We start from the raw sequence: 24,974 nt of genomic DNA, 5'->3' as shown, positions 1-24,974 counted from the left end.
GAGACGGCCGTTTCAGCTCGAGCACGGATGGAACCCATGGCGACAGTCGCTCACCGAGGAGGCGCCACTCACGGCGCCGTGCTCCGGTGGACACAGGCTGCCGTCATCGCGCTGGTGACGGTGCTTGCCGTTCTCGTCCATCACGAAACGGCCGCGGCCATCACTCACGTGGCGCCAACGGAGGTCCCGGACACGAGCAGCCTCGCGGGCATGCACCACTCGCCCCCGTCGGCCGTGCTCCTGCACGCGAACGGGCACATCGAGCCGCCCAGCGCCGCGGCCTCGACTATGACCCACGATGACGGGGCATGCTCCGGCACGGCATGGCAGCACTGCTCCGCCGCCGGCGTCGACAGCCTGAAGCTCGCGCCTCCCCACCAGCCCTCCACCGGCTGGGCTCCGGCCCTCCACCCCAGAGCAGCCGCCGGCCGGGATGTCCCGGGAACGACCGGCCGAGCCCCACCCGATCTTTCGGTTCTCTCTCGATTGCTGCTGTAGGCCGCACCCACGGCTGCGCGCGTCCACACCCGCGCTCAGCCATGCCCACGCGACCGAACTACAGCGATATCGAGACAAGGACACCCTCTGTGAACAGCATGAACCGCCGCTCCGTCCTGCTGGCCGGGCTCGGCGTCGCGGGCGCGGGCGCGCTCGCCGCCTGCAGCAGCTCCAGCAGCACGCCCGCCCTGATCAGCCCCTCCGGATCGGCCGTCGCCGCTGCCGACAAAAAGCGCAGCAGGACCGGCAGGACACACGGACTGACTCTGACCGCAGCACAGGCCAAGGTAGACCTGGGGGCCGGGATCACGGCCAGGACCTGGGCCTTCAGCGGCCAGACCCCGGGCAAGGAACTGCGCGTCTCGGCCGGTGCCACCCTCGCCGCCACACTGTCCAACCAGCTGCCCGACCAGACCACCACCTCCATCCACTGGCACGGCATCGCCCTGCGCAACGACATGGACGGCGCACCGCCGGCCACCCAGACCGCCGTCCGGGCAGGACGCAACTTCACCTACCGGTTCACCGCGGACGCCCCCGGCACCTACTTCTTCCACCCGCACGTCGGCGTCCAGCTCGACCGGGGCCTGTACGCCCCCTTGATCGTGGAGGACCCGAGGGAGCCGCTGTCGTACGACGAGGAGTGGGTGATCGTCCTCGACGACTGGCTCGACGGCGTCACCGGCACCCCGGACGAAGCCTTCGCCGAGCTGAGGCAGGGCATGGGCGGGATGAACATGGGCAACGGCTCCGGCAGCACGTCCAGCTCCTCCGGCCACCAGGGCCACGACATGGGAGACATGGGCGGGATGGACATGGGCAGCGGCACGGGCGCGACGAGCAGCTCACCGTCCCCGTCCTCCAGTGGCGGCATGTCGATGAAATTCATGCTGATGGGAGCCCGGAGCCCGCTGCTCGGGGGCGACGCCGGCGACGTGAAGTACCCCTACCACCTGGTCAACGGCCGTGTTCCGGCCGACCCGGAGGTCTTCCGCACCAAGCCCGGCAAGCGGGTCCGACTGCGCCTGATCAACGCCGGCGGTGACACCGCCTACCGCGTCGCACTCGGCGGCCACAGGCTCACCCTCACCCACACCGACGGATTCCCGATCCGGCACCAGCAGGTCGACGCCGTGCTGATCGGCATGGGCGAACGCTACGACGCCCTCGTCACCCTGGACGACGGCGTCTTCCCTCTCGTCGCACTGGCGGAAGGCAAGAACGCCACCGGCATGGCTCTGGTCCGCACAGGCTCGGGCGGTGCGCCGAAGCCGACGACCCGCCCGAAGGAACTGGACGGAATGATCACGTCCGCCCCGCAGCTGCGCGCGGCGGACGACGTGCGGCTCCCGTCGAAGAAGGCAGATCAGGTCCACCGTATCGAGCTGACCGGCGGCATGATGACGTACAACTGGGCCATCAACGGCAAGCGGTTCGACATGAACAACCCGACCGCGAACCCGATCACGGTCGAGGAAGGCCAGCGGGTGCGGCTGGACTTCGTCAACACCACCACCATGTGGCACCCCATGCACCTGCACGGCCACACTTACCAGATCGGCGGCAACGGCCCACGCAAGGACACCGCGATCGTCCTGCCGAAGAAGAAGCTGTCGGTCTTCTTCGACGCGGACAACCCGGGGCAGTGGATGCTGCACTGCCACAACGCCTACCACGGCGAGGCAGGGATGATGGCCCTGGTCGGTTACCAAGGCTGATCCGACGTACCGCGGGCCGCCCGGGTCCGCCCGGGCGGACCGGCTGGCGGCAAGCCGGCCGAGGGCCGACGTAGGGGTGGCGAGTGGACCACCGGTGGCTTCTTCGCTCGGTTGGAACGCCTGCCGGTGAAGAGGCGCCGCCACCTACCACAACGCAGAGGTCCCACCCCACTCATCCCGGCGCCGTGACAGCCGTCCTGGCCGGCCCCCAGGCCCGCGTCGCTCTCATGGGCCTGGAGGCAGTCGACTGGACCGTCGCCGCCGACAACGTCCTGATCCTGGCCCTCATCGATCATGAGGAGCCCTATCGGGCCAAGGAGGCAGCCAGGGCGTCTCGTAGGCGGCTCCGGTCCACGCGGTCTCGTGGGCCTGGATTTCGTGGACGCGCTCGATGCGCAGAGTCTGCGACTCGTGGATGGCGTGGGTTGTCTCATCCGACCAGGTCCGCCACTTCTCCGAACTCGCCGTGCGCGTCGAGGAGAGCGTCGTGGTCGCCGGCATCGGCCACGTAGACGGACGGTCTCCAAGCTCACTGTCGTCATCCGGTCGGCGGCCGCTCATTTGGGCTTGCGCACTGCTGCCGTCAGCCCATCCACCGACTCCCGCTGCATGTGGCCCGTGCTCCACTGGCCCGGGAAGCCAGCTTGGCCATATACCCCCCAGGGGTATATGGTTCGACGTGGTTGGGCACCGGAACGGGAACCACACCTCACTGGAATAGGGATGAAGGTCATGGACCACACCGCTCACGACAGCTCGCACGACCACGCCCTGCACGAAGGCAATGCGCACGCCGACCACCCGACTCACCACGGTGCCCATGCGGGGGCGTCCTGGGGCACGGCGGTGAAGGCGACGCTGCACTGCCTGACCGGGTGCGCCATCGGCGAGATCCTCGGCATGGTGATCGGCACCGCGCTGTTGTGGGGCAACGTGCCCACCATGGTCCTGGCGATTGCGCTGGCGTTCCTCTTCGGCTACTCGTTCACCCTGTTCGCGGTGATCCGGGCCGGCCTGGACCTCAAGTCTGCGATCAAGGTGGCGCTGGCCGCCGACACCGTCTCGATCGCCGTGATGGAGCTGGTCGACAACGCGATCGTTGCCCTCACGCCGGGCGCGCTGGACGCTCACCTGTCCGACGGACTGTTCTGGTCGGCCCTGCTCGGCGGGTTCGCGGTCGCCTTCCTGATCACCACGCCGGTCAACAAGTGGATGATCGGCCGCGGCAAGGGCCACGCCGTGGTCCACGCCCACCACTGACGCACCTCACAGGCCCGTGCGATCGGGGCGCCCCTGACGGAACAGGGGTGCCCCGTTCGAGTTTGTGCCTCCGCCCGGGGCCAACTCGGGATGGGCTGCGAGAGGGAGAGGCGCGGCCGTCCCGGCCCGTCGCCCTCCGGCACCGATTGGGAGGAGGCGACCGGTTATGGCATCGGTCAAGGACATGCTCGCCACCTATCCGGCCGACCTGGGCCAGGTCGACCGCGACAAGCGCACCCGCCGCATCGAGGAGTGCATCGCCTGCGCCCAGGCGTGTACGGCGTGCGCGGACGCCTGCCTGTCCGAGGGCATGGTCGGCGAACTCACCAAGTGCATCCGCACCGACATGGACTGCGCCGACATCTGCAACGCCACCGCGTCCGTACTGTCCCGGCACACCGGCTACGACGCCAACATCACCGCGCGATCCTCACCGCGCGCGCCACCGCCTGCAAAGCCTGCGCCGACGAGTGCTCCGCGCACGCCGACATGCACGAGCACTGCCGTCTGTGCGCCGAAGCGTGCCGCTCCTGCGAGCAGGCGTGCAACGACCTCATCCAGGCCCTCGGCTGACCAACCGGTCAAGGCCGACAGGGTCGCCGGAACAACGATCCGGCGACCGTCCCGCCTCCACGACTCATCGCACGACGGTGCACCAGGGGAGGCGGGCGTCGGGCAAGACCCCAACCGGGGCAGGCGCATAGGTGACCGCCCCGGCGTCATCTACGGGCCGGTATCAAACCGTGGCGGGCTGCTGCTTGGGAACCGGATCCCTCAGACGGCCCGCGGCGTGCAGGCCGTACAGCGCCGCCGCGCAGGCAAGGCCGAGCGCGGTCAGCGCGATCCACGGCAGCGCCGGCATCCCGGCAGCGCGGGCCGCGTCGAGTGCGGCGCCGGTGAGCAGGTTCCCGAGCGTGATGCCGACGCCGCAGATGGTGTTGTAGAGCCCGTAGTGGGTGGCGACGAGCCGGTCACCGGAGAGTCGGACGATGGTGTCCATCTCGAAGGGATAGGTGATCATCGTGCCCACCGCCAGTAGTAGTGCGGCGAGCGTCGGCGGCAACGCTGCGAGCAGCCACAGTCCCGCGCCGGACTCGGGTACGGGCACGGCGGTGGCGAGCAGCAGGGGCACAAACGCCAGGCCCGTCGCCGCAAGCCCCCTCACGAGTGCCTGGCCGGGCTCGTAGCGGGCCTTGCACCAGGCGGTGACCCTCGTCTGGCCGAGGATGGTGCTCAGCCCGGACACCGCGAAGAGCACCGCCACGGCAGCGGTCCCGAACTCCCCGTCGCCGCCCAGCCGTCGCACTTCCAGCGGCAGGGACAGGTAGACCTGGAAGGTGAGGACGTACGAGCCGATCATGGCGGCGGAGAAGAGCAGGAATGGCCGGTTGGCGAGGATGCCCCGCCACTGGGCGAGCACGCTCTCGCGCGTTCCACCCCGCTCCTGCCCCCCGTCCTTGCGCCGGGCCGGCAATGCGCGGATCTGGACGATGCTGAGCAGGCCGAAGATTCCGGCTGACACCAGGCAGGTGACGCGGAAGTCCACTCCGGTGAGCACCATTCCCGCCAAGGGGCCGAGCAGGATCCCGGCCTGGTAGAAGACGTTGAACAGTGCGAACGCCTCGACCCTGCGCTCCCCCGCGTCTGCCGCGAGGTAGGCCCGTACCGCCGGGTTGAACAGCGCCCCGGCCAGTCCCGTCGCCGCCGAGGCGGCGAGCAGCGCGGCCAGCGAGTCCACCAGCCCGAGCGTTGCGAAGCCGACGGTGCGCAGCACACACCCGGCCACGATCATCGGCTTGTAGCTGAGCCGGTCGGCGAGCGTCCCGCCGACCAGGAACATGCCCTGCTGGCTGAAGTTGCGTACGCCGAGGACGAGTCCGACGACCCAGCCGGCCAGCCCGAGGGTGCCGGAGAGGTGGGCCGCCAGATAGGGCATCAGCATGTAGAAGCCGAGGTTGATGGTGAACTGATTGACCATCAGCAACTGGACGCTGCGCTCGTACGAGCGGACCTGCGTGAACAGCCCCTTCACCGGTCCGCCTCCGGGGAGTCGGAGGCGGCCCTCGTGTCCTCGTCCAGGGTGACGTCCTGCTGCGTGTCCTGAAGGGTGAGGGGATCGACCACGGCGGTGCACCGGGTCCAGCGAGTGACTTCCTTCTCGTCCAGGCGGCCGATCACGTCCGGCTCGGGGGCAGGAGGCGCGTCCAGCAGACCGTGCGCGGCGCAGTAGTCGTCGTCGTACACGGTGCCCAGGTAGCGCTGGGGGCCGTCGGGGAAGATCGCCGCGATGCGGGCATCCGCGGGCATCGTGCGGGCGAACCAGCCGGCCACCAGGGCGACCGCGCCCACGCTCCAGCCGCCGGTGGCGTAGTGGGAGGCGGCGAGCTGGCGGCAGGTCGACACCGCCTCGTGCGGGGCCACCCAGTGCACCTCGGAGAAGTTCTCGTAGGCGACGTTGCGCGGGTAGATGCTGGAGCCCAGGCCACGCATCAGGCGGGGCCGGGCGGGCTGGCCGAAGATCGTCGAGCCGATCGTGTCCACCCCGACGACCGTCACTTCCGGGTAGAGCTGCCGCAGAACCCGGGAGACGCCCGCGGAGTGGCCGCCGGTGCCGACGCTGCACACCAGCACGTCGATGTGGCCCATTTCGGAGGCGAGTTCCAAGGCGAGCGGGGTGTAGGCCGCGACGTTGTCCGGGTTGTTGTACTGGTCCGGGCACCAGGAACCAGTGTGCTGCTCCACCAGTCGCTGCACGCGCTCGCGGCGGGCCTGCTGCCAGCCGCCCGCGGGATGGGGCTCGGAGACAACGTTGACCTGAGCGCCGTACGCGGTCAGCAACCGGGTCATGGACAACTCCAGCCCCGGGTCGGTGACCAGGGTGACCGGATGGCCGTAGACCATGCCGGCCAGTGCGAGCCCCAGCCCCAGCGTTCCGCTGGTGGATTCGATGATCCGTCCGCCAGGCCGCAGATCGCCCCGGGCCCGGGCCCGCTCGACCATGTGGAGCCCCGGACGGTCCTTGATGCCGCCGGGGTTGAAGCCCTCCAGCTTGGCCCAGAAACCGCGCCCGGCCGGAGCGAGCGGCTCCGACACGCGCAGCAGCGGCGTGTTCCCGACCAGCGCCGACAGTGCGGACTGGCCGGAGGGGAGGGGGTTCTTCGTCAGTGACGTGAGTGACTGCATGCTTCGCTCTCGCTCGATGAATGCACGGTGGGGGGTGATTCATCACGCGCCACGGCGACCGGCCCGGACCTTGGTCCGCGCTCGGCACCGTCAGGACGCGGCAGCCGGCCGTGCCGACTGCGGGGCGAGAGATCTAGATGCGCCACCGGGACGTACGAACAAGCGCCGCCCGGCCGCTACGTGGTCGTCGCCGTCTGCGCGCTGCGTCAAGGACAAGCGGACGCCCCAGGGCAGCAACACCGGCAACCATGACCGCCGGAGCGTCCACATCGGCGACTGGCTGCTCCAACGTTGGGGCCGTCGTGCGGACGACCGCATCCGACGCGCACTCGTGGGCATCGTGCGGCGCATGCGGCTGCGCCCCGCCCGACGCCACCGCCGAAGCAGCAACGGCCTCGGGCATCAACCTGTGGTGTTGTCCGGCGGTCCCGCCGTGCCCTACGACGCACAGGATGATCGCCAGCAGCAGGACGCCATGGATCAGGGTGACGATTTGGCGCGGCCCCAACGAGCCGCTCGGAGCGCTCCGGGCGTGCAAGACCGTATGGGAATGGGGTGGCACAGGTCCTCCGTGCGTCCGGCGCCCTCAAGACAGGAGGAGGGAAGCCGGCGGGCATGGGTGGTGGGGGAAGGACGGCGTCGACGAACCTGACCGGGATGCGAGTCGCCTCGGGCACTCCTCGGGAACACCGGTTGGTCTCTTCGGGCAGGCACCGGCCGAGCCACCCCAGCTGCCCGTCCAGCGTGGAGGGGGGTGGTGGCGGAACGGCCGAGTGGGAGGACTCTGCGGTTCCTAGACCTGCTGGACCACGGAAGCTCTCATGGCCTCCGCCGACGCCCCGTGGAGTTCGGCACCGGAAGGACCCGGCTTCACAGTGGAACGGACGGCAGTGACCGGTTCGCGAACCGACACGGCAAAGCAGGGAGCCGCCGCTGTTGTTCCCTGTTGAGGCTGTCCGGAAGCGCAATGCTCGACAGGGTGTGGCGAACCATGCCCGTCATCGTTGCCGTCCGTCGCCACGACAGCAAAGGGGGCTATTTCTCCCTTGGCTCCGTGTTCTGTCTCGGTCAGGTCCGCCAGGACGGCTGCGGCGCTGGTCGACAGGTGCCCCCTGATGCCCTCGACGTGCACCCCGTGAGCGAAGAGGACACCGAAGAGCACTACGGCAAGGGCCAGTACACGCGGCAGCCCGGCAGACACGCGGTCCCGCGCGATACACCGGGGCGACCAAGCCGTAATCATGCCGTGATACTAACGGCTCAACGACGTTGATCCACCGACTCCCCGGAAATGTCGAGTCAATCAGCCATGCGGATGGCCTGTTTGCTTCGGCGACGCCGTAGTGGGCTCTCGCCGCGTCGTTCCGAAGCGCTGGCCTTGCGCCGAGTCCCCCCGCAGTCCACGTTGCGGCGCAGCACCCGTTGCCGTTCACGACCGTGTCCTCGAACAGTCCGACTACGTACCCCATGGGGGTAAGGGTCGGGAGAGGCCGTCGGGATGCCGAGCCGCGCATCCGGCGGTCTCGCCCGCGACCCGAGGCCCCCTTCCCTTGAGCACCCCTCCACCGCGTCACGTACTAAGAGGAATAGCAGATGATGGAAGGGCGAAGATGGGAAATCTGGCACTGAGCTGGGGCATGGCGACAATCGCCGCCCTGGTGGCCGCCGTCAGCGCGGTCCGGATGCTGACCACCGATGGCGAAGCACGTTTCGCGGCCGGCGGGGACCTGCTGATGGGACTGTGCATGGCCGCCATGACCCTGCCCGCGACGGCCGCCTGGTACGCCGGGTACGGCATGTGGTGGGCGGCGGCGTTCGGGCTTCTCGGTCTCGGCGGCATCACGCTGGCCGTCCGGCAGACGCGCGAGTCCGGGTGGAAGCAGGGCCGCCACTGGGTGCACCTCGTCGTGGGCAGTCTCGGCATGGTGATCATGACGCTGGCCATGACGAGCACGCCGTCCGGGCCGGTGCTCGCGCTGGGCGGCGGACACTCCATGGCCGGCATGCCGGGGATGGCAGGCACGGACAACACGACGGACCAGCAGCACACAGCAGGAATGGAGGGCATGGACCACACCGGAGGCATGGACCACACGGGAGGCGTGGAGCCCATGCCGGGGATGGGCTCGTCCGGCACGACAGCCCATGCCGCCACCGTCGACGCCGCCGGATCCTCGACTTCCGTCTGGCGTTTCGTGATAGCAGCGCTTGCCGTCTACTTCCTGCTCTCGATCGCCGCGTCCGTCTGGGCGCGCGTTCGCGGCACCGGCAGGAACAGCGTCACGGGCGGTCGGCGTCGCGGCTGGAGCCGCTGGCTGCTGAGCATGCCGGACACAGTCGTGGTCTTCCTGACATCACTGGCGGTCTCGGTGTGGGACAGGGCCCGCACGGCGGAGCGAGGGCGTCACGGCCGGCGCCGCAGGCTCGGCGCCACCCCCGAGGCGGCCCTCGCCGCCCACATCGGAATGGGCGGGACCATGTCGGCGATGCTGCTGCTGATGGTCGTGTGAGGAGCAGCGAGTTATCGAGATCCATTAAGGAACCTAGCGATACGGGAGCTTCCGAGCTCGGGTTCAGAGTGGGCCGCATCACAAGGTTTGAATACCCCAGGGGGGTATAGTGTTCTCATCATCGGGACGACCGGTAACCAGGTCCTCCCGACAGCGGTCCCACGCATCCACACCCCGAGGAAGCACTCATGACCTCCCAGACGAACACCAGCACCGGCTCCTGCTGCGGGTCCGGCGGTTCCTGTGGCTCCGACACCACCACCGAGGTACAGAGCCTCGGCGTCACCACCGTCTACAAGGTGTCCGGCATGACCTGCGGCCACTGCGAAGGCGCGGTCTCTCAGGAAATATCCGCCCTGGCCGGTGTCAGCGCGGTCAAGGCGGTCGCCAAGACGGGCGAGGTCACCGTCACCTCCGCCGCCCCGCTCGACGAGGAGGCCGTCCGCGCCGCTGTCGACGAGGCCGGCTACGAGCTCGTCGGCCGCGCCTGACGCAGCCCCTGGGTCGCTTCCCCCGTAGATACGCACGACGCGAATTCACTCCCGCGCCGGGACGTACCGCTCCGCTGATACGGACGCTGTGCGTCCCGGCCTCCCGTAGGAGACACGCAATGACCAGCACGGCTACCGAGAAGACGCTGCCGGGCACGGCGTCGGTGCCCGCCTCTCAGGTTGAGCTCTCCATCGGCGGCATGACGTGCGCCTCGTGCGCCGCCCGCATCGAGAAGAAGCTCAACCGCATGGAGGGCGTCACGGCGACCGTCAACTTCGCCACCGAGAAGGCGAAGGTCACGTATCCGGAGGGCGTCGAGGTCGCCGACCTCATCGCCACCGTCGAGAAGACCGGGTACACGGCCGAGGAGCCCCCGCCTCCGGTCACCGAGGAGACAGTGGAGGCCGAGGCCCCGAGAGCGGCCGACGGCGAGCTGTTCTCCCTGCGGCACCGGCTGTTGGTGTCGCTGGCGCTGTCCGTGCCCGTCGTTCTGATGGCGATGGTCCCGGCCATACAGTTCGACAACTGGCAGTGGCTGTCGCTGACGCTGGCCGCGCCGGTGGTCGTCTGGGGCGCTTTCCCCTTCCACAAGGCCGCCTGGACGAACGCCCGGCACGGTGCCGCGACCATGGACACGCTGGTGTCCATCGGCACCCTCGCCGCGCTCGGCTGGTCGCTGTGGGCACTGTTCTTCGGGCACGCCGGAATGCCGGGCATGCGGCACGGCTTCGAGTTCACCATCTCTCGTTCGGACGGCTCCTCCTCCATCTACCTGGAGGCCGCGGCCGGCGTGACGACGTTCATCCTCGCCGGGCGCTATCTGGAGGCGAAGTCCAAGCGCAAGGCGGGCGCGGCACTGCGGGCGCTGCTGGAACTGGGCGCCAAGGACGTCACCGTGCTGCGAGGGGGCAGGGAAGCGCGCATCCCTGTCGGGCAGTTGGCGGTCGGGGACCGGTTCGTCGTACGGCCCGGTGAGAAGGTCGCGACCGACGGAACCGTCATCGAGGGCGCGTCGGCTGTGGACGCCTCCATGCTGACCGGCGAGTCCGTGCCGGTGGACGTGACCGTCGGCGACGCGGTGACCGGGGCCACCGTGAACGCCGGTGGGCGGCTGGTCGTCGAGGCGACGCGAGTGGGCGCCGACACCCAGCTCGCGCGGATGGCGAAGCTGGTGGAGGACGCGCAGAACGGCAAGGCCGAGGTGCAGCGGCTCGCCGACCGGATCTCCGGGATCTTCGTGCCGGTGGTGCTGATGATCGCCGCGGGCACACTCGGCGCCTGGCTCGGCGTCACGGGTGACGCGGCCGCAGCCTTCACGGCCGCCGTCGCTGTCCTGATCATCGCCTGCCCGTGCGCGCTCGGGCTGGCCACCCCGACCGCTCTCATGGTGGGAACCGGCCGTGGCGCCCAGCTCGGCATCCTCATCAAGGGTCCCGAGGTCCTGGAGTCCACCCGGCGCGTCGACACGGTGGTCCTGGACAAGACCGGCACGGTCACCACGGGCCGGATGACCCTCCAGGACGTGTACGTCGCCGAAGGGGTCGATGAGGGTGAACTGCTACGGCTGGCAGGGGCGTTGGAGCACGCTTCGGAGCACCCGATCGCCCAGGCGATCGCGGCAGGGGCTGTGCAGCGGGCCGGAAGCCTGCCCGTCCCGGAGGGCTTCGAGAACGTCGCCGGGCTCGGCGTCCAGGGGGTGGTCGACGGACACGCCGTGCTCGTCGGGCGCGAGAAGCTCCTGGCGATGGGGGTCCCCCCGCTCGAGCGAAGTCGAGAGTGGGGGAGGGTCATCCCACTGCCCCGTGAGCTGGCCGAGGCCAAGGCAGCGGCGGAGGCCGAGGGACGTACGGCGGTCGCCGTCGCCTGGGACGGCGAAGCGCGCGGTGTCCTCACCGTGGCCGACGCGGTCAAGGAGACCAGCGCCGGTGCGGTGGCCGAACTGCGCAAGCTCGGTCTGAAGCCGATCCTCCTGACCGGCGACAACCGGCTCGTCGCCGAGTCCGTCGCCCGCAGCGTCGGCATCGACGAGGTGATCGCCGAGGTCCTGCCGCAGGACAAGGTGGACGTCGTCAAGCGGTTGCAGGCCGAGGGCCGTACGGTCGCGATGGTCGGCGACGGCGTCAACGACGCGGCCGCCCTGGCCACCGCCGACCTGGGCCTGGCCATGGGCACCGGAACGGACGCAGCGATCGAGGCCGGCGACCTTACCCTGGTCCGAGGTGACCTGCGGGTGGCGGCGGACGCGATCCGGCTCTCCCGCAAGACGCTGGCCACCATCAAGGGCAACCTCTTCTGGGCCTTCGGCTACAACGTCGCCGCCCTGCCGCTGGCCGCCGCCGGCATGCTCAACCCGATGATCGCGGGCGCCGCGATGGCGTTCTCATCGGTCTTCGTGGTGACGAACAGCCTGCGGCTGCGGTCCTTCAAGTAGGCGCACGGTAACGTCCCTGAACGCGAGGCGCCCGGCTTCCGGCCGGGCGCTTCGACGTGGTGCCGTGCATCGAGGATTCGGGAATGATCACCCGTTTTCCCGCCCAACTCCTCGGTGGCGCGTGACGAATCGGCGCAGGGCCGTGAACTTCGCCAGGATGGCAACGGCCATTGCCGCCACGACCACCAGCACTCAGCGACCTGCCGAGCGCACTCCGGTAGGCGTGGACGCCTCGCCGCCGGCCTCGGCGGACTGGGCGACGGGCGCTTCCACACGTTCCAAGGTGACCGTCAGCGGGTCACGCCTGCTGAACCGCGCGGCCGACGAGGTCCTGGACCCTCTGTAGATTTTCCTCGTCGGGCGCCTCGGCGCGCAGTACCAATGCATCCGCGCCGCCGCCGTCCCGTCTGTGTCGGACCATTCGACCTGGCGGCCGCCCGGCTTCGCCACGGACCGGAGGCTGTCGACGTAGGCCGCCCGGTCTGCGCCGTCGAAAATGTGGAAGAGTCCGCAGTCGAGCACGGTGTCGAAGGACTCCCCCAGGTCCGCCAGCCGCAGGGTGTCATGGCGGAGAAACCGCGCCTCGTGGCCGCGCTCACGCGCCTTCCGCTGGGCGGTCGTCAGGGCGTTGGAGGCGAGATCGATGGCGTCCAGGCCGACGTCAGCACACATCAGGACGTGCTCGCCGGTGCCGCAACCGGCATCCAGCACCCGGCCCCGGATGGCTCCGGCCTCGGCGAGCGCGAGGAGGGGCGTCTGAGGTCGGCCGATGTCCCAGGGGGGCCGAGTGGCATAGAGGTTCCCTGGACCGCTCGGGGCCTGGTGACAGATGGGTTCGCGTGAGCCGGCCATGGGCTGTCCCTTCCCGTCAGCAGCGTCCACACGTGGCTCTCGTTGACTAACGGACTCCTACTTTTCCATAACGTAACCCTCCATCAAGCCATCCTGTCGCCCGACGGCCGCCACGCGTTCATCGACAACCCCGAGCGTCAGGATCGCAGGCCACATGGAACTACCGAGCCGCTAAGCGATTTAGCAGTACGATCCAGGTGCACCTCGCGATCGGCAGTCCCTGCTCGCGCGCTGGCTCCCCGGCGTATACAGGAAGGCGGCTGGGGACTCCGGTGGGGTGCTCCTGCTGTGCGACATGCACAACTGTGGGGATGGTGCGGGTCCTGGAGGAGTCAGGGCCCGCACGCCACCAGGGGCACCAGCGGAGCTGCGACAGTGGCCACCACGACGGCCCACCATGTCGCACGGTGCGGCCTGGGCTGAGGAGTCAAGACGCGGCGCAGCCGGATCAGGACTCCCGATCCGCCGGCGCCCAGGGCCGCCTGCGGCGCCCGGCCCGCCGCCACCTCGCATATCGCGGCCGCCAGCGTCTCTCTGGGGTGGAGCCGCAGGGCGTGGTCGTCCGCGATCATCTCCAGCAGCAAGTTCGTCTGCTCCTTGGCATGCCGGGCGAGCGGAAGACCGGGGAACGCGCGGGAGAACGCGTCGACGAGCACCTTCAGCAGGTGGTGCCTGCCCGCGATGTGAGCGCGCTCATGCGCCAGGACCGCCTTGAGTTGGCTCTCGGACAGGACGTCCAGTGCCGCCCGGGTGACCACCACACGAGAGCGACGTCCCGCCAGGCAGTAGACGGCCGGAACGCCGTAGTCCACGATCGTGGCGCTGTACTCGGGCGCCGGTTCGCCGACCAGCGCGAGCATGTCGAGCTGGCGTCGGCGAGCACGCCGTACCTGCCGGACACAGCGGACCAGCCAGCCGGCCGGCAGCAGCACGACCGCGACGGGCGCCGCGAGCACCAGGAGGTCGCCGAAGGTGAGGGGGTCGCCCGCGGGCGCTCCGGGGACCAGACCGCACGCGCTGAGGAACCCGGCGAGCCCGCCGTGTGCGTGCTCCTCGCCGAGGCCCAGGTGGTAGACAGCCAGGGCGATAGCGATGACGAACGTCACCATCAGCCCCAGCCACGCGAAGACCGCCGCGGCCGGGGCACGGTGGGCCCAGCTCGCGCGAGCCAGCAGGGGTGGTGCCGCGACACTCACCAGGGCCGCGTACGCGGCCAGCGCCACGGCCTCGATCATGTCTCGCTCCGCCTCTTCGCCGCCCGGAGGGCCGAGCGTAGTGCGTCCGCTTCCTCGGGTGAGATCTGTTCCACGAAACTCGCCAGGGCCCCCGCCGGGTCCGGGTTGCCGCCGAGCACCTCGTGCATCAGGGAGGCCGTGTACTGCTGGCGCGTGCACGTGGGCGTATACACCCAGGCCCGGCCCTCCTTGTGCCGGGTGAGCATGCCCTTGCGGTGGAGGATGTCGGCCACCGTCTTGACCGTGCTGTAGGCGAGGGGCCGCTGCTTGTTGATGTCGGTCAGCACGTCACGAGCGGTGGCCGGACGCCCCCAGGTCCACAGGCGGTGCATGATCTCCGCCTCCAGCTCACCCAGCTGACGCACGACCGCTCCCTTCGCCTCCGGAGTAGGGGACTTCCGGAACCAGTGAACGTTCATCCTAGAGGGCGGTTTTCCTGCCAAACAGCTTAGAAGTCATCCGGATGCCTGCCCCCTCACAGCATTGCCTCCTCCGCTTCGGTACTGTCGGGCACGGAGGTCCGTGATGAACGTGAGCCGGCACGTACGAACAGGAGGCGCCCTCGGGCACCTACTGCTCGTCGTCGTGCTCGCACTCGGGGTGTTCGTCATGCACACCGTGGGCCATCCCGGGGACTCGGCCGCCGCCGGGATGAGCGGCGCGTCCCACGCATCGACGTCCACGATGGACGCCGCCCCCTCGGGTCACGAGCCCGCCATGGCGCTGGCATCCACGGATACGGCTACACCGGCAGCAGCCCTGGATCACCCCTCGTCCCCGCACATGCCGGGCGCGGCGATGGACATGATGTCGCTGTGTCTGGCAGTACTGCTCGGCGCCTGGGTGCTCGCCGCGCTGCTGCGCTCGGCACTCTCCCGCCGCCCGGACTGGCTGGCGAACCTCCTCGCCCAGGCTCCCGTCCTGCTGCGACCCAACCCGCCGCCACGCGGCCCTGATCTCACCCAGTTGTCGGTCCTGCGGCTGTAGGCCGGAACGCCCCGCGGGCGCGCACCACGCGCGACCCCGCGGTCTCGCGTACGCCAAAACAGCCGACGACCTTCAAGAACCGACACGCAAGGTGAATCGACCATGACTGCCTTCACGCGCATCCTGCACCCCAAGTCCGCCCGCCGCATTGCCGCCGTCAGCGTCGTGGCGGCTGGAACCCTGCTGCTGTCCGCCTGTGGCGACGACGGCGACGACATGGCCGGCATGGACCACGGCCGCAGCAGCTCCTCGGCCGCCGCCACCGCCGAGGCCGGGGCGGCCAAGTCGGGGGACTTCAACGACGCGGACGTCACTTTCGCGCAGATGATGATCCCGCACCACGAGCAGGCCGTGGAGATGGCCGAGCTGGCCGACGGCCGCGCATCCGACTCGGAGATCAAGGACCTTGCCGGGAAGATCGAGCAGGCCCAGGACCCCGAGATCAAGACGATGAAGGGGTGGCTCACGTCCTGGAACCAGCCGACGGCCATGGAGTCCATGCCCGGCATGGACCACGGCAGCATGAACGGGATGATGTCCGACGAGGACATGGACGAGCTCAAGGGCATGAAGGGCGCCGAGTTCGACAAGATGTTCGCCCAGATGATGATCGACCATCACAACGGCGCGATCGCCATGGCCAAGGACGAGCAGAAGAACGGCCAGAACGCCGACGCCAAGAAGATGGCCAGCGACATCGTCACGGGCCAGTCCGCAGAAGTGAAGCAGCTGCAGAGCATCCTCGACCGGCTCTGAGTCAGCTCCCCGCCCGCCCAGGCTGCGCGGCTCGCTCGCCACGCAGCCCGGGCGGCGGCACCCCCTCTCCCCTGCTGGCCCAGCCCTGCGGCCTTTTGCGCCGACGCGCCCACACAAACCCGAGGAACCATGAACAAGCGCCACGCCGCCGTGACTGCCACGGCCCTGGCCCTCGCCCTTACACTGGCCGCCTGCTCCAGCGATGACGACGACACGCCCTCGTCCGCTGATCCGGCTGCCGCCATCAGCCACATCCACGGCCTCGGCCTGGCCGGCGAGCGCCTGTACGTCGCCACCCACCAGGGCGTGTACACCCCCACCGCAAAGGGCGAGCCCGAGCTGGTCGGTGACAGCAAGGACGACTTCATGGGCTTCACTGTGGCCGCCGACAGCACGTTCTACGCCAGCGGCCACCCCTCCGAAGGCGGCAACAAGGGCCTCATCAAGAGCACCGACGCCGGAAAGACCTGGACGTCCCTGTCCCTCAACGGCCAGTCCGACTTTCATGCCCTGGACTTCGCTCACGGCACGATCTTCGGCCTCGACGCCACCAACGGCCTGCTGCGCACCAGCACGGACGGCAGGTCCTGGAAGGACGGGGCTACGCTCCAGGCCCTGGACATCGCGGTCAGCCCAGAAGACCCCGGCACCGTCCTTGCCACGACGGCCGAAGGGATCGCCCGGAGTACCGACGGCGGCAAGACCTTCACCCAGGGCAAGGAGCCGGTGATGGCCTTCCTCTCGTGGCCCGCCAAGGACGCCCTGTACGGCATCGACACCTCGGGCGGACTGAACCGCAGCAGCGACGGCGGCGCCACCTGGAAGCCGGTCTCCACCGTGCCAGGCGGCCAGCCACAGGCACTCACCGCACTCGACGCCGAGCACGTCCTGGCCGCCACCCAGGACGGCGTGTACGAGTCGAAGGACGGCGGCCGGACCTTCACCAAACAGCTCGCCGTCGAATCGAGCAGCGGGTACTGACCCGTCGAACACCCCTCCGGCGCCCACTGCCACTGCGAACCCCGGGAGGCAGCGACACCCGCCTTATCGCCTACGTTATGCAGCTGGAGTCTCGATCTTCGTGACGTTCGTGGTCGGCACGGTGGAGCTGGTCTCGCTGCTCGCGGAGCAGTTGGGCGCGGCCGACCGTGCGCCCTGGTACTGGCTGGCGGCCGTCGATCTCAACACGATCGGCATCGTCATCGTGGTCACCTTCCTGGTGACCTGGATCGGCACCGTGACGCTGTGGAAGCTGCGCCGCTACGACGAGCGGTATCCCGCACGCACGGACGCGGAGCCGGACTCCGCGTCCGTGTGACGCCTCCGGGCTCCCGGTTCGCTAGGACTTCCCGCCGGTGCACGCGGCGCCTGGCTCGGGCGTCTGGGACAAGGGTCTGCGCGATCGTCCGCGGGACGGGGCGCGCTTTGGCACGTCGCCCGTCCGCGTCCGGTCTCAGTGCACGTGCGGGCCGCCGGTCGTCTGCGGCTTTCCTCGCGGTACGAGGAACAGCGCCGCCAGCGTGCCGGCGGCGGCCACAGCCGCACTCAGTGTAAAAGCGTCCGTGAATCCATCGATCGCTCCCCGCTCGATGCCGGCTGCGGCGGTGGTGGACATCACGGCCACGCCGATCGAGGCGCCCACCTCGTGGAAGGTGTTGATTACGCCCGAGGCGAGCCCGGCCTCCTCGTGGGCGACCATGGCCAGCGCGGTGGTGGTGGCCGTGACGAACACCGCGCCGATGCCGAACGTGGCGATCACCAGGCCGGGCAGCAGCCGCGTGTACACGCTGTCGTCCGCCGACAGGCGGGCCAGCGGCACGGTCCCGGCCGCCGCGATCAGCATGCCGGCCACCGCGGTGGGGCGGCTGCCGATCCGGCCGACCAGCCGGGAGCCGAGGTGGGCGCCGATTCCGGTGGCCACGGCCACCGGCAGGAACACCAGGCCGGTCTTCAGCGGGCTGAAGCCGCGTACGTGCTGGAGGTAGACCGAGCCGAGGAAGAAGAACGCGATCAGCAGCGCGGTGGCGATCAGCATCAGGAACGCTCCCGCGACCACCGGACGCCGGGTGAACATCCGCAGGTCCATCAGCGGGGCCCGGCCGGCACGCTCGACGGCGACGAACGCGCCGTACAGGACGAGCGATCCGAACAGCGGCAGGACAGCGGCGGAATCGCCCCACCCGGCGTCGCCCGCCTTCACCAGACCGTAGATCAGCGATCCGGTGCCCGCAGTGACCAGCACCGCGCCTGGCACGTCGAGTCGGGCGGGCTGCGGTGCGCGGCGCGGGAGCAGCGCGGGCAGGGCTGCCAGGGCGAGGACACCGATGGGCACGTTGATGTAGAAGACCCATTCCCAGCCGGGGCCGTCGGTCAAGGCGCCGCCCAGCAGGACGCCGACCGCCGATCCGGTGCCGCCGATCGCCGCCCACACGCCGAGGGCCTTGTTGCGCTCGTCGCCGTGGAAGCTGGTGGTGACGATGGACAGCGCCGCCGGGGACAGCAGGGCGGCCCCGATGCCCTGCAGGACCCGACCTGTCAGCAGCAGCACCGCACCGGTGGCGAGCCCGGTGAGCAGCGATGCGGCGGTGAAGACCGCGAGGCCCGCGAGGACCGTGCGGTGGGCGCCGAGCACGTCGGCGAGGCGACCGCCGAGCAGCATCAGTCCGCCGAAGCAGAGCGTGTACGCGGTGACGACCCAGGTGAGCGTCTCGCGGCCGAGGTCGAGGTCGACGGCCATGTCGGGCAGAGCGACGTTCACGACGGTGACGTCGAGGATGAGCATGAACTGGGCCAGGCAGAGCAGGGCCAGCATCGGCCAGCGGCGCGGCGTGACCGGCTCGGGGGGCGCGGGTTCGTGGTGGGTGTGGGTGCTGAGGTGCGGGTGGGTCATGACGACTCCTCCGTACGGGCGGCAGACGGTGTACCGGTGGTGGTGGAGGCCAGGCAGGAACCTGGCGAGAGGGCGAGGACGGTGCCCCGAGGCCCGCGTGCCATCGCCAGCCCCAGCCCCTCGGCGAACCCCTCGCACACAGCGCGGTGACCGAAAGGGTGATCGACGACATGGGCTGCTCCCCCAGGGTGTATGCCGTGCGGGCGACCCCTCCGGCATAAATGAACTGTACGGTGCAGTTCAAATGAACTCAACCGTACAGTTCAGATCCTGGGTAGAATGCTGCCGTGACCTCCGAATCCGCCGAACCGTCCGTGAAGCAGCCGCCCGCCGGGCCGCGGGCCGAAGCCAAGCGGCAGGCCATCGTGAAGGCGGCCCGGGAACTCTTTCTGCGCGACGGCTTCGACGTCAGCGTCGAGCTCATCGCGGCCGAAGCAGGCGTGTCCAAGGTGACCGTCTACAACCACTTCGGCAACAAGGAGGCCCTGTTCATCGGGGTCGTCAAGGACGCACTGGACGCACCGCTGGGCGACACCCTGGTCGCAGCCATCGACCGCCTCGCCGACTCCGACGACCTCCGTGAGGCCCTGACGGCTGCCGCCCGGGCCTGGGTGGACGGCACCCGCGCAAACCCGGATGTCCTCGCCCTGCGCAATGTCGTCGCGCGCGAGCTGCACCGTTTCCCCGAACTCGGCACCGTCTGGCATGGAGTCGGCGCCGACCGGCACCATCCGGCCGCGGCAGGGGCCCTGCGGCAGCTGGACGCCAAGGGCCGTCTCGATGTTCCGGACATCGAGGTGGCCATCATCCAGCTCTACTCACTGCTGCTCTATCCGCACCTGGTCTTCAGCGCGTACGGCACGAGCGTCGACGACAGCCTCACCGAGCGCCTGATTACCAGCGGCGTCGACATGTTCCTCAGTTACTACGCCCCGAAAGGCGTTCTGCCCCGGTAACGCGGTCAGCTCTGTGGACGCAGCCCGGCCAGCGTGACTCCGACCAATCGCCGCACCGCGGCCTTGGAGGTCAGGGCACCGGCTCCGGCGAGGGCGTGCAGGCAATACCCGGCCAGCTCGTCCGGAGTGACATCGTCGCGGGCCTCGCCTGCCTGCACTCCCTCGGCCAGCAGCCCCCGGATGAAGTGCCGCAAATGCTGCTCGGCGTGCGCTACATGGCCGTCCCGGTGCAGGAGGGCAGAGAGCTCTCCGCCATGGCCGTGACGCTGCTGCTGGATGAACGCGTGGAGTGGACCGTTCCCCTCCCCGTCGGCAACGACTGAACCTCCCCGAACGGTCCGCGGCACACCGGGGCCGTTCGGCCCGAGCGGCAGCCGCGCGCGGCGAGGGATGCTGGACGTACGGCGGGTCCGCGGCCGGTACCGCAACCCGCGCCCCGCTCGAGTGACAGCGCGGCTCTCACGGCGGCCCGGGCACATGGACAGCGTCCCGGCGCCACGCGGCTCACGCACCGCCGCTCCATCCCCGCCCCCGGGACCTCGCGCGGCAACGACGTGGTCCTCCTTCTGAGGAGCAGCACATGGGAGTCCTGATCTTCGTTCTGGTCCTCGTTGCGGTGCTTGTCGCCGTGCTGCTGGCGATGGCCGTGAAAATCGTCAAGCAGTACGAGCAGGGAGTGCTGTTCCGCTTCGGCCGCCTGGTGGGCACCCGGGATCCGGGGCTGCGGTTCATCATCCCGTTCGTCGACGTCCTGCACCGGGTGTCGCTGCGGATCGTCACCATGCCCATCCAGTCCCAGGGCATCATCACCCGGGACAACGTGAGCGTGGACGTGTCCGCGGTCGCCTACTTCCGGGTGGTCGACGCGGTGAAGTCGGTCATCGCGGTCGAGAACGTGAATGCGGCGATCAACCAGATCGCCCAGACCACCCTGCGCAAGGTCGTCGGACAGCACACCCTCGACGAAACGCTCTCCGAAACCGACCGCATCAACCTCGACATCCGCGAGATCCTCGACGTCGCCACTGTCGAATGGGGCGTGGAGGTAACCCTGGTCGAGCTCAAGGACATCCAACTGCCCGACAGCATGAAGCGGGCGATGGCCCGCCAGGCCGAGGCCGAGCGGGAGAAGCGAGCGAAGATCATCAACGCGGAGGGCGAGTCCCTGGCCGCTGCCGCGCTCGGCGACGCCTCCGACACGATGATGGCCCACCCGCTGGCCCTCCAACTGCGCAACCTGCAGAGCCTGGTGGAGATCGCCGTGGACAAGAACAGCACGGTCGTCTTCCCCGCACCCCTCATGAGCACCATCGGCGAACTCGGCGCCTTCCTCGCCCGGGAAACGGCATCGGCAACCACCCACGCGATGCCCGCCGACCTCACCAAGACGATCCCCGCCCCCGAGCCGAACGGGGTGCCCGAGCCCCTGTGACCGCCGCAGGCGCAGCGGAGCCGCCCACCACGCAGCACGGCCGGGCGGCGCAGCTGCGACCGCCGGCCCTCGGGCGCACGAACGCGCCGAACCATTGAGATTCGCGTGTTCCCGGGTCGGTGCGCGGGTCGAGCATGCGATCGGCCTGCCGACACGCGTCAGGCGGAGTCCTGGATCGTCCCGACGGCCCTCAGCGTACGTGCCGCCGCGCGCTTCAGAGCGGAGTGTCCGCGCACCAGCCGGTGCGCTGCCCGTAGCGGCTCGCAGCGCAGCCAGTGCAGCCAGTGCAGCCAGTGCAGGGCGGCTCCCGGGCCGGACGTACGCAGCGCCCCTTCGTGGACCACGAGGTCACCCGTCTTGAAGGTGTTCTTGCAGGCGGCTTCCCTCTGCCGAAGTCGACGAGCGGGATCCCGGACGCCGCCACGGATTGGATCATGCGCAGGTAGAGGATCCGGCCGGGTGACGCGGCGGTGCGGTCCCCGGCGGTCGGCGGCCGGCAGCACCCGTCCTGTCAGCGCGAGCGCCGTGTGGTCGCCCACGGGCATGTCGACGTCCGCGTCCTCCGGCCGCTCCACGGGTCGTCCCGTACCCGCACGCCCCGCGCAGGTCCAGGGCGTCACGTCGCTCTCCCGCTCCAGCAGGGCCACCGATTCCATGCCGAAGGTCTCGCGGACCCGCTCCAGCAGCTCCTCCAGGCCGGTCTCACCGCGCAGCACGTTGCCGGCGAGGAAGGAGAGGATCTCCGACTCGGCGCGCAGCCGTGCCGCCTGGTGTGTGCGCCGGGCTGCCAGGTCCACCACCGACGCCACCGACACGGCCACGGCCACGAAGATGGCGATGGCCACGATGTTCTTGGGGTCGGCGATCGTCAGCGTATGGACGGGCGGCGTGAAGAACCAGTTGAGCAGCAGCGATCCGACCACCGCCGAGGCCAGCGCGGGGAACAGCCCGCCGAGCAGGGCCGCCGCCACCGTCAAGGTCAGATAGAGCAACATGTCGTTGGCGAGCCCCACTTCGGGCGCGACACTGCTCAACAGCCAGGTCAGCAGCACGGGCCCGCCAAGACCGACCAGCCAGCCCCAGACGACCCGGGACCGCCCGAGCCGGGCTCCCCGGGCCGCCGGCAGCCCGCGCCCCTTGCCCGCCTCGGCGTGGGTGATCAGGTGGACGTCCAGGTCGGGACCTGACTCCCGCGCGACCGTGGCACCGACACCCGGCCCGAAGACGTACTGCCATCCCTTGCGACGGGACACGCCGAGGACGATCTGGGTGGCGTTCACCCCGCGGGCGAAGTCGAGCAGCGCGACCGGGACGTCCTCGCCCACGACGTGGTGGAAGGTGCCGCCCAGGTCCTCGACGAGGGTCCGCTGGACCGCCACTTCCTTGGGTGAGGCGGAGGTCAGGCCGTCGCTGCGGGAGATGTAGACGGCCAGCACCTCGCCGCCCGCGCCCTTCTCCGCGAGCCGGGCCGCCCGGCGGATCAGCGTGCGCCCCTCCGGACCGCCGGTCAGACCGACCACGATCCGCTCACGTGAACCCCAGATCGCCGACACCTGGTGTTCGCTGCGGTACTCGGTGAGATAGGCGTCGACCCGGTCGGCCACCCACAGCAGGGCCAGCTCGCGCAGAGCGGTGAGGTTGCCGGGCCGGAAGTAGTTCGACAGCGCCGCATCCACCTTGTCCGGCTTGTAGACGTTGCCGTGCGCCATCCGGCGCCGCAGTGCCTGCGGCGACATGTCGACCAGCTCGATCTGGTCCGCCCGCCGCACCACCTCGTCCGGCACGGTCTCCTGCTGCCGTACGCCAGTGATCGACTCGACGATGTCGCCGAGGGACTCCAGGTGCTGGATGTTCACCGTCGAGACCACGTCGATCCCCGCGGCCAGCAGCTCCTCCACGTCCTGCCAGCGCTTGGTGTTGCGGGAGCCGGGGACGTTGGTGTGGGCGAGCTCGTCGACCAGGGCGACCTGTGGGCGGCGCGCGAGAACCGCGTCCACGTCCATCTCCGTGAACGTGCCGCCGCGGTATTCCAGCTCCTTGCGCGCGATCTGCTCCAGCCCGTGCAGCATCACCTCGGTGCGCGGCCGGTGGTGGTGCTCGACGAAGGCGACCACGCAGTCGGTGCCGCGTTCGACACGGCGATGCGCCTCGGAGAGCATCGCGTACGTCTTGCCGACGCCCGGTGCCGCACCGAGGTATATCCGAAGCTTGCCGCGTGCCATGTCCTCGTCTCTTCGTCTGTGCGGTCGGGGGCCGGGGTGCGGGTGCGGGTCGGGCGGGACCGCGTTCAGATCTCGAAGCGGTAGCCCATGCCGGGCTCGGTGATGAGATAGCGGGGATGGGCGGGGTCCGCTTCCAGTTTGCGGCGCAGTTGGGCCATGTAGACGCGCAGGTAGTTGGTCTTGTTGCTCTGCGAGACCCCCCAGACCTCCTGGAGCAGGTGCTTCTGGGTGATGAGCCGGCCCGGGTTGGTGATCAGTATTTCGAGCAGATGCCATTCGGTCGGGGTGAGACGGACGTCGTGGCCCGCGCGGGTGGCCTTCTTGGCGAGCAGGTCGATGGTGAAGCCGTCGGTGGTGACCAGCGTCGTCTCGGGTGCGAGCGGCACATCCTCGGTGCGGCGGACGGCGGCGCGCAGCCGGGCGAGGAGTTCGTCCATGCTGAACGGCTTGGTGATGTAGTCGTCGGCGCCGGCGTCGAGCGCGGCGACCTTCTCGTCGGAGGCCCGGCGGGCGGACAGCACCAGGATCGGTACGCGGGTCCAGCCGCGCAGCGCCCTGATGACGTCCGTGCCGTCCATGTCGGGCAGACCCAGATCCAGCAGGACCACGTCGGGCTGACGGGCGGCGGCCAGCCGGAGCGCGGTGGTGCCGTCGGGCGCCGGGTCCACCCCGTACCGGCGGGCCTGCAGGTTGATCACGAGGGCCCGGACGAGCTGAGGGTCGTCCTCCACCACCAGTACCCGGGTCATCGGGGTACGCCTTCCTGCTTGTAGGGAGGGGCCGGATCGCGCGGAACCGGCCTCGTGGCAGCGGGAGTCGACGAATGAGGGTGTCTCCCCGGCCGCCGACTCCCGCGTGGTGTGCGTAACGCCATCAGCTCTTCGCCACGAGGTCCTTGAGCGCGATGTTGAGCTCGAGGACGTTCACCCGGGGCTCGCCGATGAAGCCGAGGGCGCGGCCGTCGGTGTGCTCGTCGACCAGCTTCTGGACCTGGGCGACGGACAGGCCGTTCTTCTCGGCGACCCGGTGGACCTGGATGTCCGCGTAGTCGGGGGAGATGTCCGGGTCCAGGCCGGAGCCGGAGGACGTGACCGCGTCGGCGGGCACGTCGGAGGGCTTGACCGTGTAGCCGCCGACCGAGTTGTCCTTGACGACGGCGGCCTTGGCGGCGGTCACCCAGTCGATCAGGTCCTTGTTGTCACCGGAGCGGTTCGTCGCGCCGGACAGGATCAGCGCGTACTGGGTGTTGACGCTGTTGCTGCCGAGCCCGTTCTGCGGGCGGCCCTGGAACCACTTCAGGTCGGGTTCCGGCGTCTCCTGGCCCTTCTTCAGCGGCAGGTTGTACGACTGTCCGATCAGGGACGAGCCGACGACCTTGCCGTCCGCCCTGATCTCCGAGCCGTTCGCCTGGTCGCTGAAGAGCGCCTGTGCCACACCGGTGACGGCCAGGGGGTAGATCACGCCCGTCACCACCGTCAGCACGAGCAGCGCGCGCAGCCCCGCCCACAGCAACCGGGCGGTGTTGGATACCGAGTTGTTCATGGGATCAGCA

20 protein-coding genes and 3 pseudogenes are annotated in these 24,974 nt (G+C 69.7%); 12 read left to right on the top strand and 11 right to left on the bottom strand.

The features are described from left to right. The first annotated feature begins 587 nt into the window (after nt 1–587). Nucleotides 588–2,216: a multicopper oxidase family protein gene (locus ACFY30_RS30390; protein WP_390848345.1), complete on the top strand. Its 1,629-nt coding sequence runs from the start codon at nt 588–590 to the stop codon at nt 2,214–2,216. Between the two features lie 327 nt (nt 2,217–2,543). Here ACFY30_RS30390 and ACFY30_RS30385 read toward each other — a convergent pair. Beyond that, nucleotides 2,544–2,730 (bottom strand): annotated as a pseudogene (locus tag ACFY30_RS30385) (hypothetical protein); the annotation flags it as partial. A 209-nt stretch (nt 2,731–2,939) separates the two neighbouring features. Between ACFY30_RS30385 and ACFY30_RS30380 the strand changes: the two are divergent. Further along, nucleotides 2,940–3,476, top strand: coding sequence for a DUF4396 domain-containing protein (locus tag ACFY30_RS30380; RefSeq protein ID WP_390848344.1), 537 nt, complete (start codon nt 2,940–2,942; stop codon nt 3,474–3,476). A gap of 166 nt (nt 3,477–3,642) precedes the next feature. Continuing rightward, a pseudogene (locus tag ACFY30_RS30375) lies at nt 3,643–4,049 on the top strand (four-helix bundle copper-binding protein). 163 nt (nt 4,050–4,212) lie between these two features. Here ACFY30_RS30375 and ACFY30_RS30370 read toward each other — a convergent pair. Together ACFY30_RS30370 and ACFY30_RS30365 are read right to left on the bottom strand one after the other, a co-directional pair. Then, entirely contained in the window at nt 4,213–5,508 is a 1,296-nt protein-coding gene (locus ACFY30_RS30370; protein WP_390848343.1) for an MFS transporter, read from the bottom strand. Beyond that, nucleotides 5,505–6,659, bottom strand: a complete 1,155-nt coding sequence (locus ACFY30_RS30365; protein ID WP_390848342.1) for a PLP-dependent cysteine synthase family protein — start codon at nt 6,657–6,659, stop codon at nt 5,505–5,507. The genes ACFY30_RS30370 and ACFY30_RS30365 overlap by 4 nt, the downstream gene beginning before the upstream one ends. Before the next feature lie 1,610 nt (nt 6,660–8,269). Here ACFY30_RS30365 and ACFY30_RS30360 point away from each other — a divergent pair. From ACFY30_RS30360 to ACFY30_RS30350, 3 genes are all read left to right on the top strand, one after another. After that, nucleotides 8,270–9,169, top strand: a complete 900-nt coding sequence (locus tag ACFY30_RS30360; protein WP_390848341.1) for a DUF5134 domain-containing protein — start codon at nt 8,270–8,272, stop codon at nt 9,167–9,169. 188 nt (nt 9,170–9,357) lie between these two features. Beyond that, nucleotides 9,358–9,660, top strand: coding sequence for a heavy-metal-associated domain-containing protein (locus tag ACFY30_RS30355; RefSeq protein ID WP_390848340.1), 303 nt, complete (start codon nt 9,358–9,360; stop codon nt 9,658–9,660). A gap of 119 nt (nt 9,661–9,779) precedes the next feature. Then, a complete protein-coding gene (locus ACFY30_RS30350; protein ID WP_390848339.1) occupies nt 9,780–12,092 on the top strand; it encodes a heavy metal translocating P-type ATPase in 2,313 nt (770 codons plus the stop codon). Between the two features lie 192 nt (nt 12,093–12,284). On the opposite strand, the gene ACFY30_RS30345 is transcribed toward ACFY30_RS30350, so the two are convergent. The 3 genes from ACFY30_RS30345 to ACFY30_RS30335 all read right to left on the bottom strand — a co-directional run bounded on the left by ACFY30_RS30345 (nt 12,285) and on the right by ACFY30_RS30335 (nt 14,544). Continuing rightward, nucleotides 12,285–12,944, bottom strand: a complete 660-nt coding sequence (locus ACFY30_RS30345; RefSeq protein ID WP_390848338.1) for a class I SAM-dependent methyltransferase — start codon at nt 12,942–12,944, stop codon at nt 12,285–12,287. Nucleotides 12,945–13,276: 332 nt separating this feature from the next. Continuing rightward, nucleotides 13,277–14,179, bottom strand: a complete 903-nt coding sequence (locus ACFY30_RS30340) for a M56 family metallopeptidase (RefSeq protein WP_390848337.1) — start codon at nt 14,177–14,179, stop codon at nt 13,277–13,279. Beyond that, nucleotides 14,176–14,544, bottom strand: a complete 369-nt coding sequence (locus ACFY30_RS30335; RefSeq protein ID WP_390848336.1) for a BlaI/MecI/CopY family transcriptional regulator — start codon at nt 14,542–14,544, stop codon at nt 14,176–14,178. Before ACFY30_RS30335 ends, ACFY30_RS30340 begins: the two co-directional genes overlap by 4 nt. 160 nt (nt 14,545–14,704) lie before the next feature. Between ACFY30_RS30335 and ACFY30_RS30330 the strand changes: the two genes are divergently transcribed. The 4 genes from ACFY30_RS30330 to ACFY30_RS30315 all read left to right on the top strand — a co-directional run bounded on the left by ACFY30_RS30330 (nt 14,705) and on the right by ACFY30_RS30315 (nt 17,240). After that, nucleotides 14,705–15,166, top strand: a complete 462-nt coding sequence (locus ACFY30_RS30330) for a hypothetical protein (RefSeq protein ID WP_390848335.1) — start codon at nt 14,705–14,707, stop codon at nt 15,164–15,166. Nucleotides 15,167–15,268: 102 nt separating this feature from the next. Next, nucleotides 15,269–15,922, top strand: coding sequence for a DUF305 domain-containing protein (locus tag ACFY30_RS30325; RefSeq protein ID WP_390848334.1), 654 nt, complete (start codon nt 15,269–15,271; stop codon nt 15,920–15,922). Nucleotides 15,923–16,051: 129 nt separating this feature from the next. Further along, nucleotides 16,052–16,903 carry a F510_1955 family glycosylhydrolase gene (locus ACFY30_RS30320; protein WP_390848333.1) on the top strand — a complete coding sequence of 284 codons (852 nt, stop codon included), beginning with the start codon at nt 16,052–16,054 and terminating at the stop codon, nt 16,901–16,903. Between the two features lie 94 nt (nt 16,904–16,997). After that, nucleotides 16,998–17,240 carry a hypothetical protein gene (locus ACFY30_RS30315; protein ID WP_390848440.1) on the top strand — a complete coding sequence of 81 codons (243 nt, stop codon included), beginning with the start codon at nt 16,998–17,000 and terminating at the stop codon, nt 17,238–17,240. A gap of 135 nt (nt 17,241–17,375) precedes the next feature. Here the strand turns inward: ACFY30_RS30315 and ACFY30_RS30310 are convergent, their stop codons facing one another. Further along, the gene (locus ACFY30_RS30310) at nt 17,376–18,812 is read right to left on the bottom strand and encodes an MFS transporter (protein WP_390848332.1); all 1,437 of its coding nucleotides are present in this window, start codon (nt 18,810–18,812) and stop codon (nt 17,376–17,378) included. A 287-nt stretch (nt 18,813–19,099) separates the two neighbouring features. Here ACFY30_RS30310 and ACFY30_RS30305 point away from each other — a divergent pair, with 287 nt between their 5' ends. Continuing rightward, nucleotides 19,100–19,768 carry a TetR/AcrR family transcriptional regulator gene (locus ACFY30_RS30305; protein ID WP_390848331.1) on the top strand — a complete coding sequence of 223 codons (669 nt, stop codon included), beginning with the start codon at nt 19,100–19,102 and terminating at the stop codon, nt 19,766–19,768. A 5-nt stretch (nt 19,769–19,773) separates the two neighbouring features. Here the strand turns inward: ACFY30_RS30305 and ACFY30_RS30300 are convergent, their stop codons facing one another. Continuing rightward, nucleotides 19,774–19,962 (bottom strand): hypothetical protein, encoded by a 189-nt coding sequence (locus ACFY30_RS30300; RefSeq protein WP_390848330.1) that lies wholly within the window; start codon nt 19,960–19,962, stop codon nt 19,774–19,776. Nucleotides 19,963–20,348: 386 nt separating this feature from the next. On the opposite strand from ACFY30_RS30300, the gene ACFY30_RS30295 reads away from it, so the two are divergent. Further along, nucleotides 20,349–21,200: a slipin family protein gene (locus ACFY30_RS30295; protein WP_390848329.1), complete on the top strand. Its 852-nt coding sequence runs from the start codon at nt 20,349–20,351 to the stop codon at nt 21,198–21,200. 479 nt (nt 21,201–21,679) lie between these two features. Here the strand turns inward: ACFY30_RS30295 and ACFY30_RS30290 are convergent. The 3 genes and pseudogenes from ACFY30_RS30290 to ACFY30_RS30280 form a co-directional block, all read right to left on the bottom strand. Further along, nucleotides 21,680–23,422 (bottom strand): annotated as a pseudogene (locus ACFY30_RS30290) (DUF4118 domain-containing protein); the annotation flags it as partial. 65 nt (nt 23,423–23,487) lie between these two features. Then, a complete protein-coding gene (locus ACFY30_RS30285; protein WP_390848328.1) occupies nt 23,488–24,171 on the bottom strand; it encodes a response regulator in 684 nt (227 codons plus the stop codon). A gap of 124 nt (nt 24,172–24,295) precedes the next feature. Then, entirely contained in the window at nt 24,296–24,964 is a 669-nt protein-coding gene (locus ACFY30_RS30280) for a potassium-transporting ATPase subunit C (protein WP_390848327.1), read from the bottom strand. Between the last annotated feature and the right edge of the window lie 10 nt (nt 24,965–24,974).

The sequence above is a fragment of the Streptomyces sp. NPDC000345 genome, assembly GCF_042898825.1.
Classification (GTDB): Bacteria; Actinomycetota; Actinomycetes; order Streptomycetales; family Streptomycetaceae; genus Streptomyces.
This window is presented reverse-complemented; position numbering and strand designations above follow the sequence as displayed.

Bases quoted from the DNA above. Each gene is read 5' to 3' on its own strand.
- ACFY30_RS30285 (WP_390848328.1), bottom strand. From the start codon at position 24,171: ATGACCCGGGTACTGGTGGTGGAGGACGACCCTCAGCTCGTCCGGGCC.
- ACFY30_RS30310 (WP_390848332.1), bottom strand. From the start codon at position 18,812: ATGACCCACCCGCACCTCAGCACCCACACCCACCACGAACCCGCGCCC.
- ACFY30_RS30295 (WP_390848329.1), top strand. From the start codon at position 20,349: ATGGGAGTCCTGATCTTCGTTCTGGTCCTCGTTGCGGTGCTTGTCGCC.
- ACFY30_RS30355 (WP_390848340.1), top strand. From the start codon at position 9,358: ATGACCTCCCAGACGAACACCAGCACCGGCTCCTGCTGCGGGTCCGGC.
- ACFY30_RS30280 (WP_390848327.1), bottom strand. From the start codon at position 24,964: ATGAACAACTCGGTATCCAACACCGCCCGGTTGCTGTGGGCGGGGCTG.
- ACFY30_RS30380 (WP_390848344.1), top strand. From the start codon at position 2,940: ATGAAGGTCATGGACCACACCGCTCACGACAGCTCGCACGACCACGCC.
- ACFY30_RS30340 (WP_390848337.1), bottom strand. From the start codon at position 14,179: ATGATCGAGGCCGTGGCGCTGGCCGCGTACGCGGCCCTGGTGAGTGTC.
- ACFY30_RS30345 (WP_390848338.1), bottom strand. From the start codon at position 12,944: ATGGCCGGCTCACGCGAACCCATCTGTCACCAGGCCCCGAGCGGTCCA.
- ACFY30_RS30325 (WP_390848334.1), top strand. From the start codon at position 15,269: ATGACTGCCTTCACGCGCATCCTGCACCCCAAGTCCGCCCGCCGCATT.
- ACFY30_RS30350 (WP_390848339.1), top strand. From the start codon at position 9,780: ATGACCAGCACGGCTACCGAGAAGACGCTGCCGGGCACGGCGTCGGTG.
- ACFY30_RS30330 (WP_390848335.1), top strand. From the start codon at position 14,705: ATGAACGTGAGCCGGCACGTACGAACAGGAGGCGCCCTCGGGCACCTA.
- ACFY30_RS30365 (WP_390848342.1), bottom strand. From the start codon at position 6,659: ATGCAGTCACTCACGTCACTGACGAAGAACCCCCTCCCCTCCGGCCAG.
- ACFY30_RS30320 (WP_390848333.1), top strand. From the start codon at position 16,052: ATGAACAAGCGCCACGCCGCCGTGACTGCCACGGCCCTGGCCCTCGCC.
- ACFY30_RS30360 (WP_390848341.1), top strand. From the start codon at position 8,270: ATGGGAAATCTGGCACTGAGCTGGGGCATGGCGACAATCGCCGCCCTG.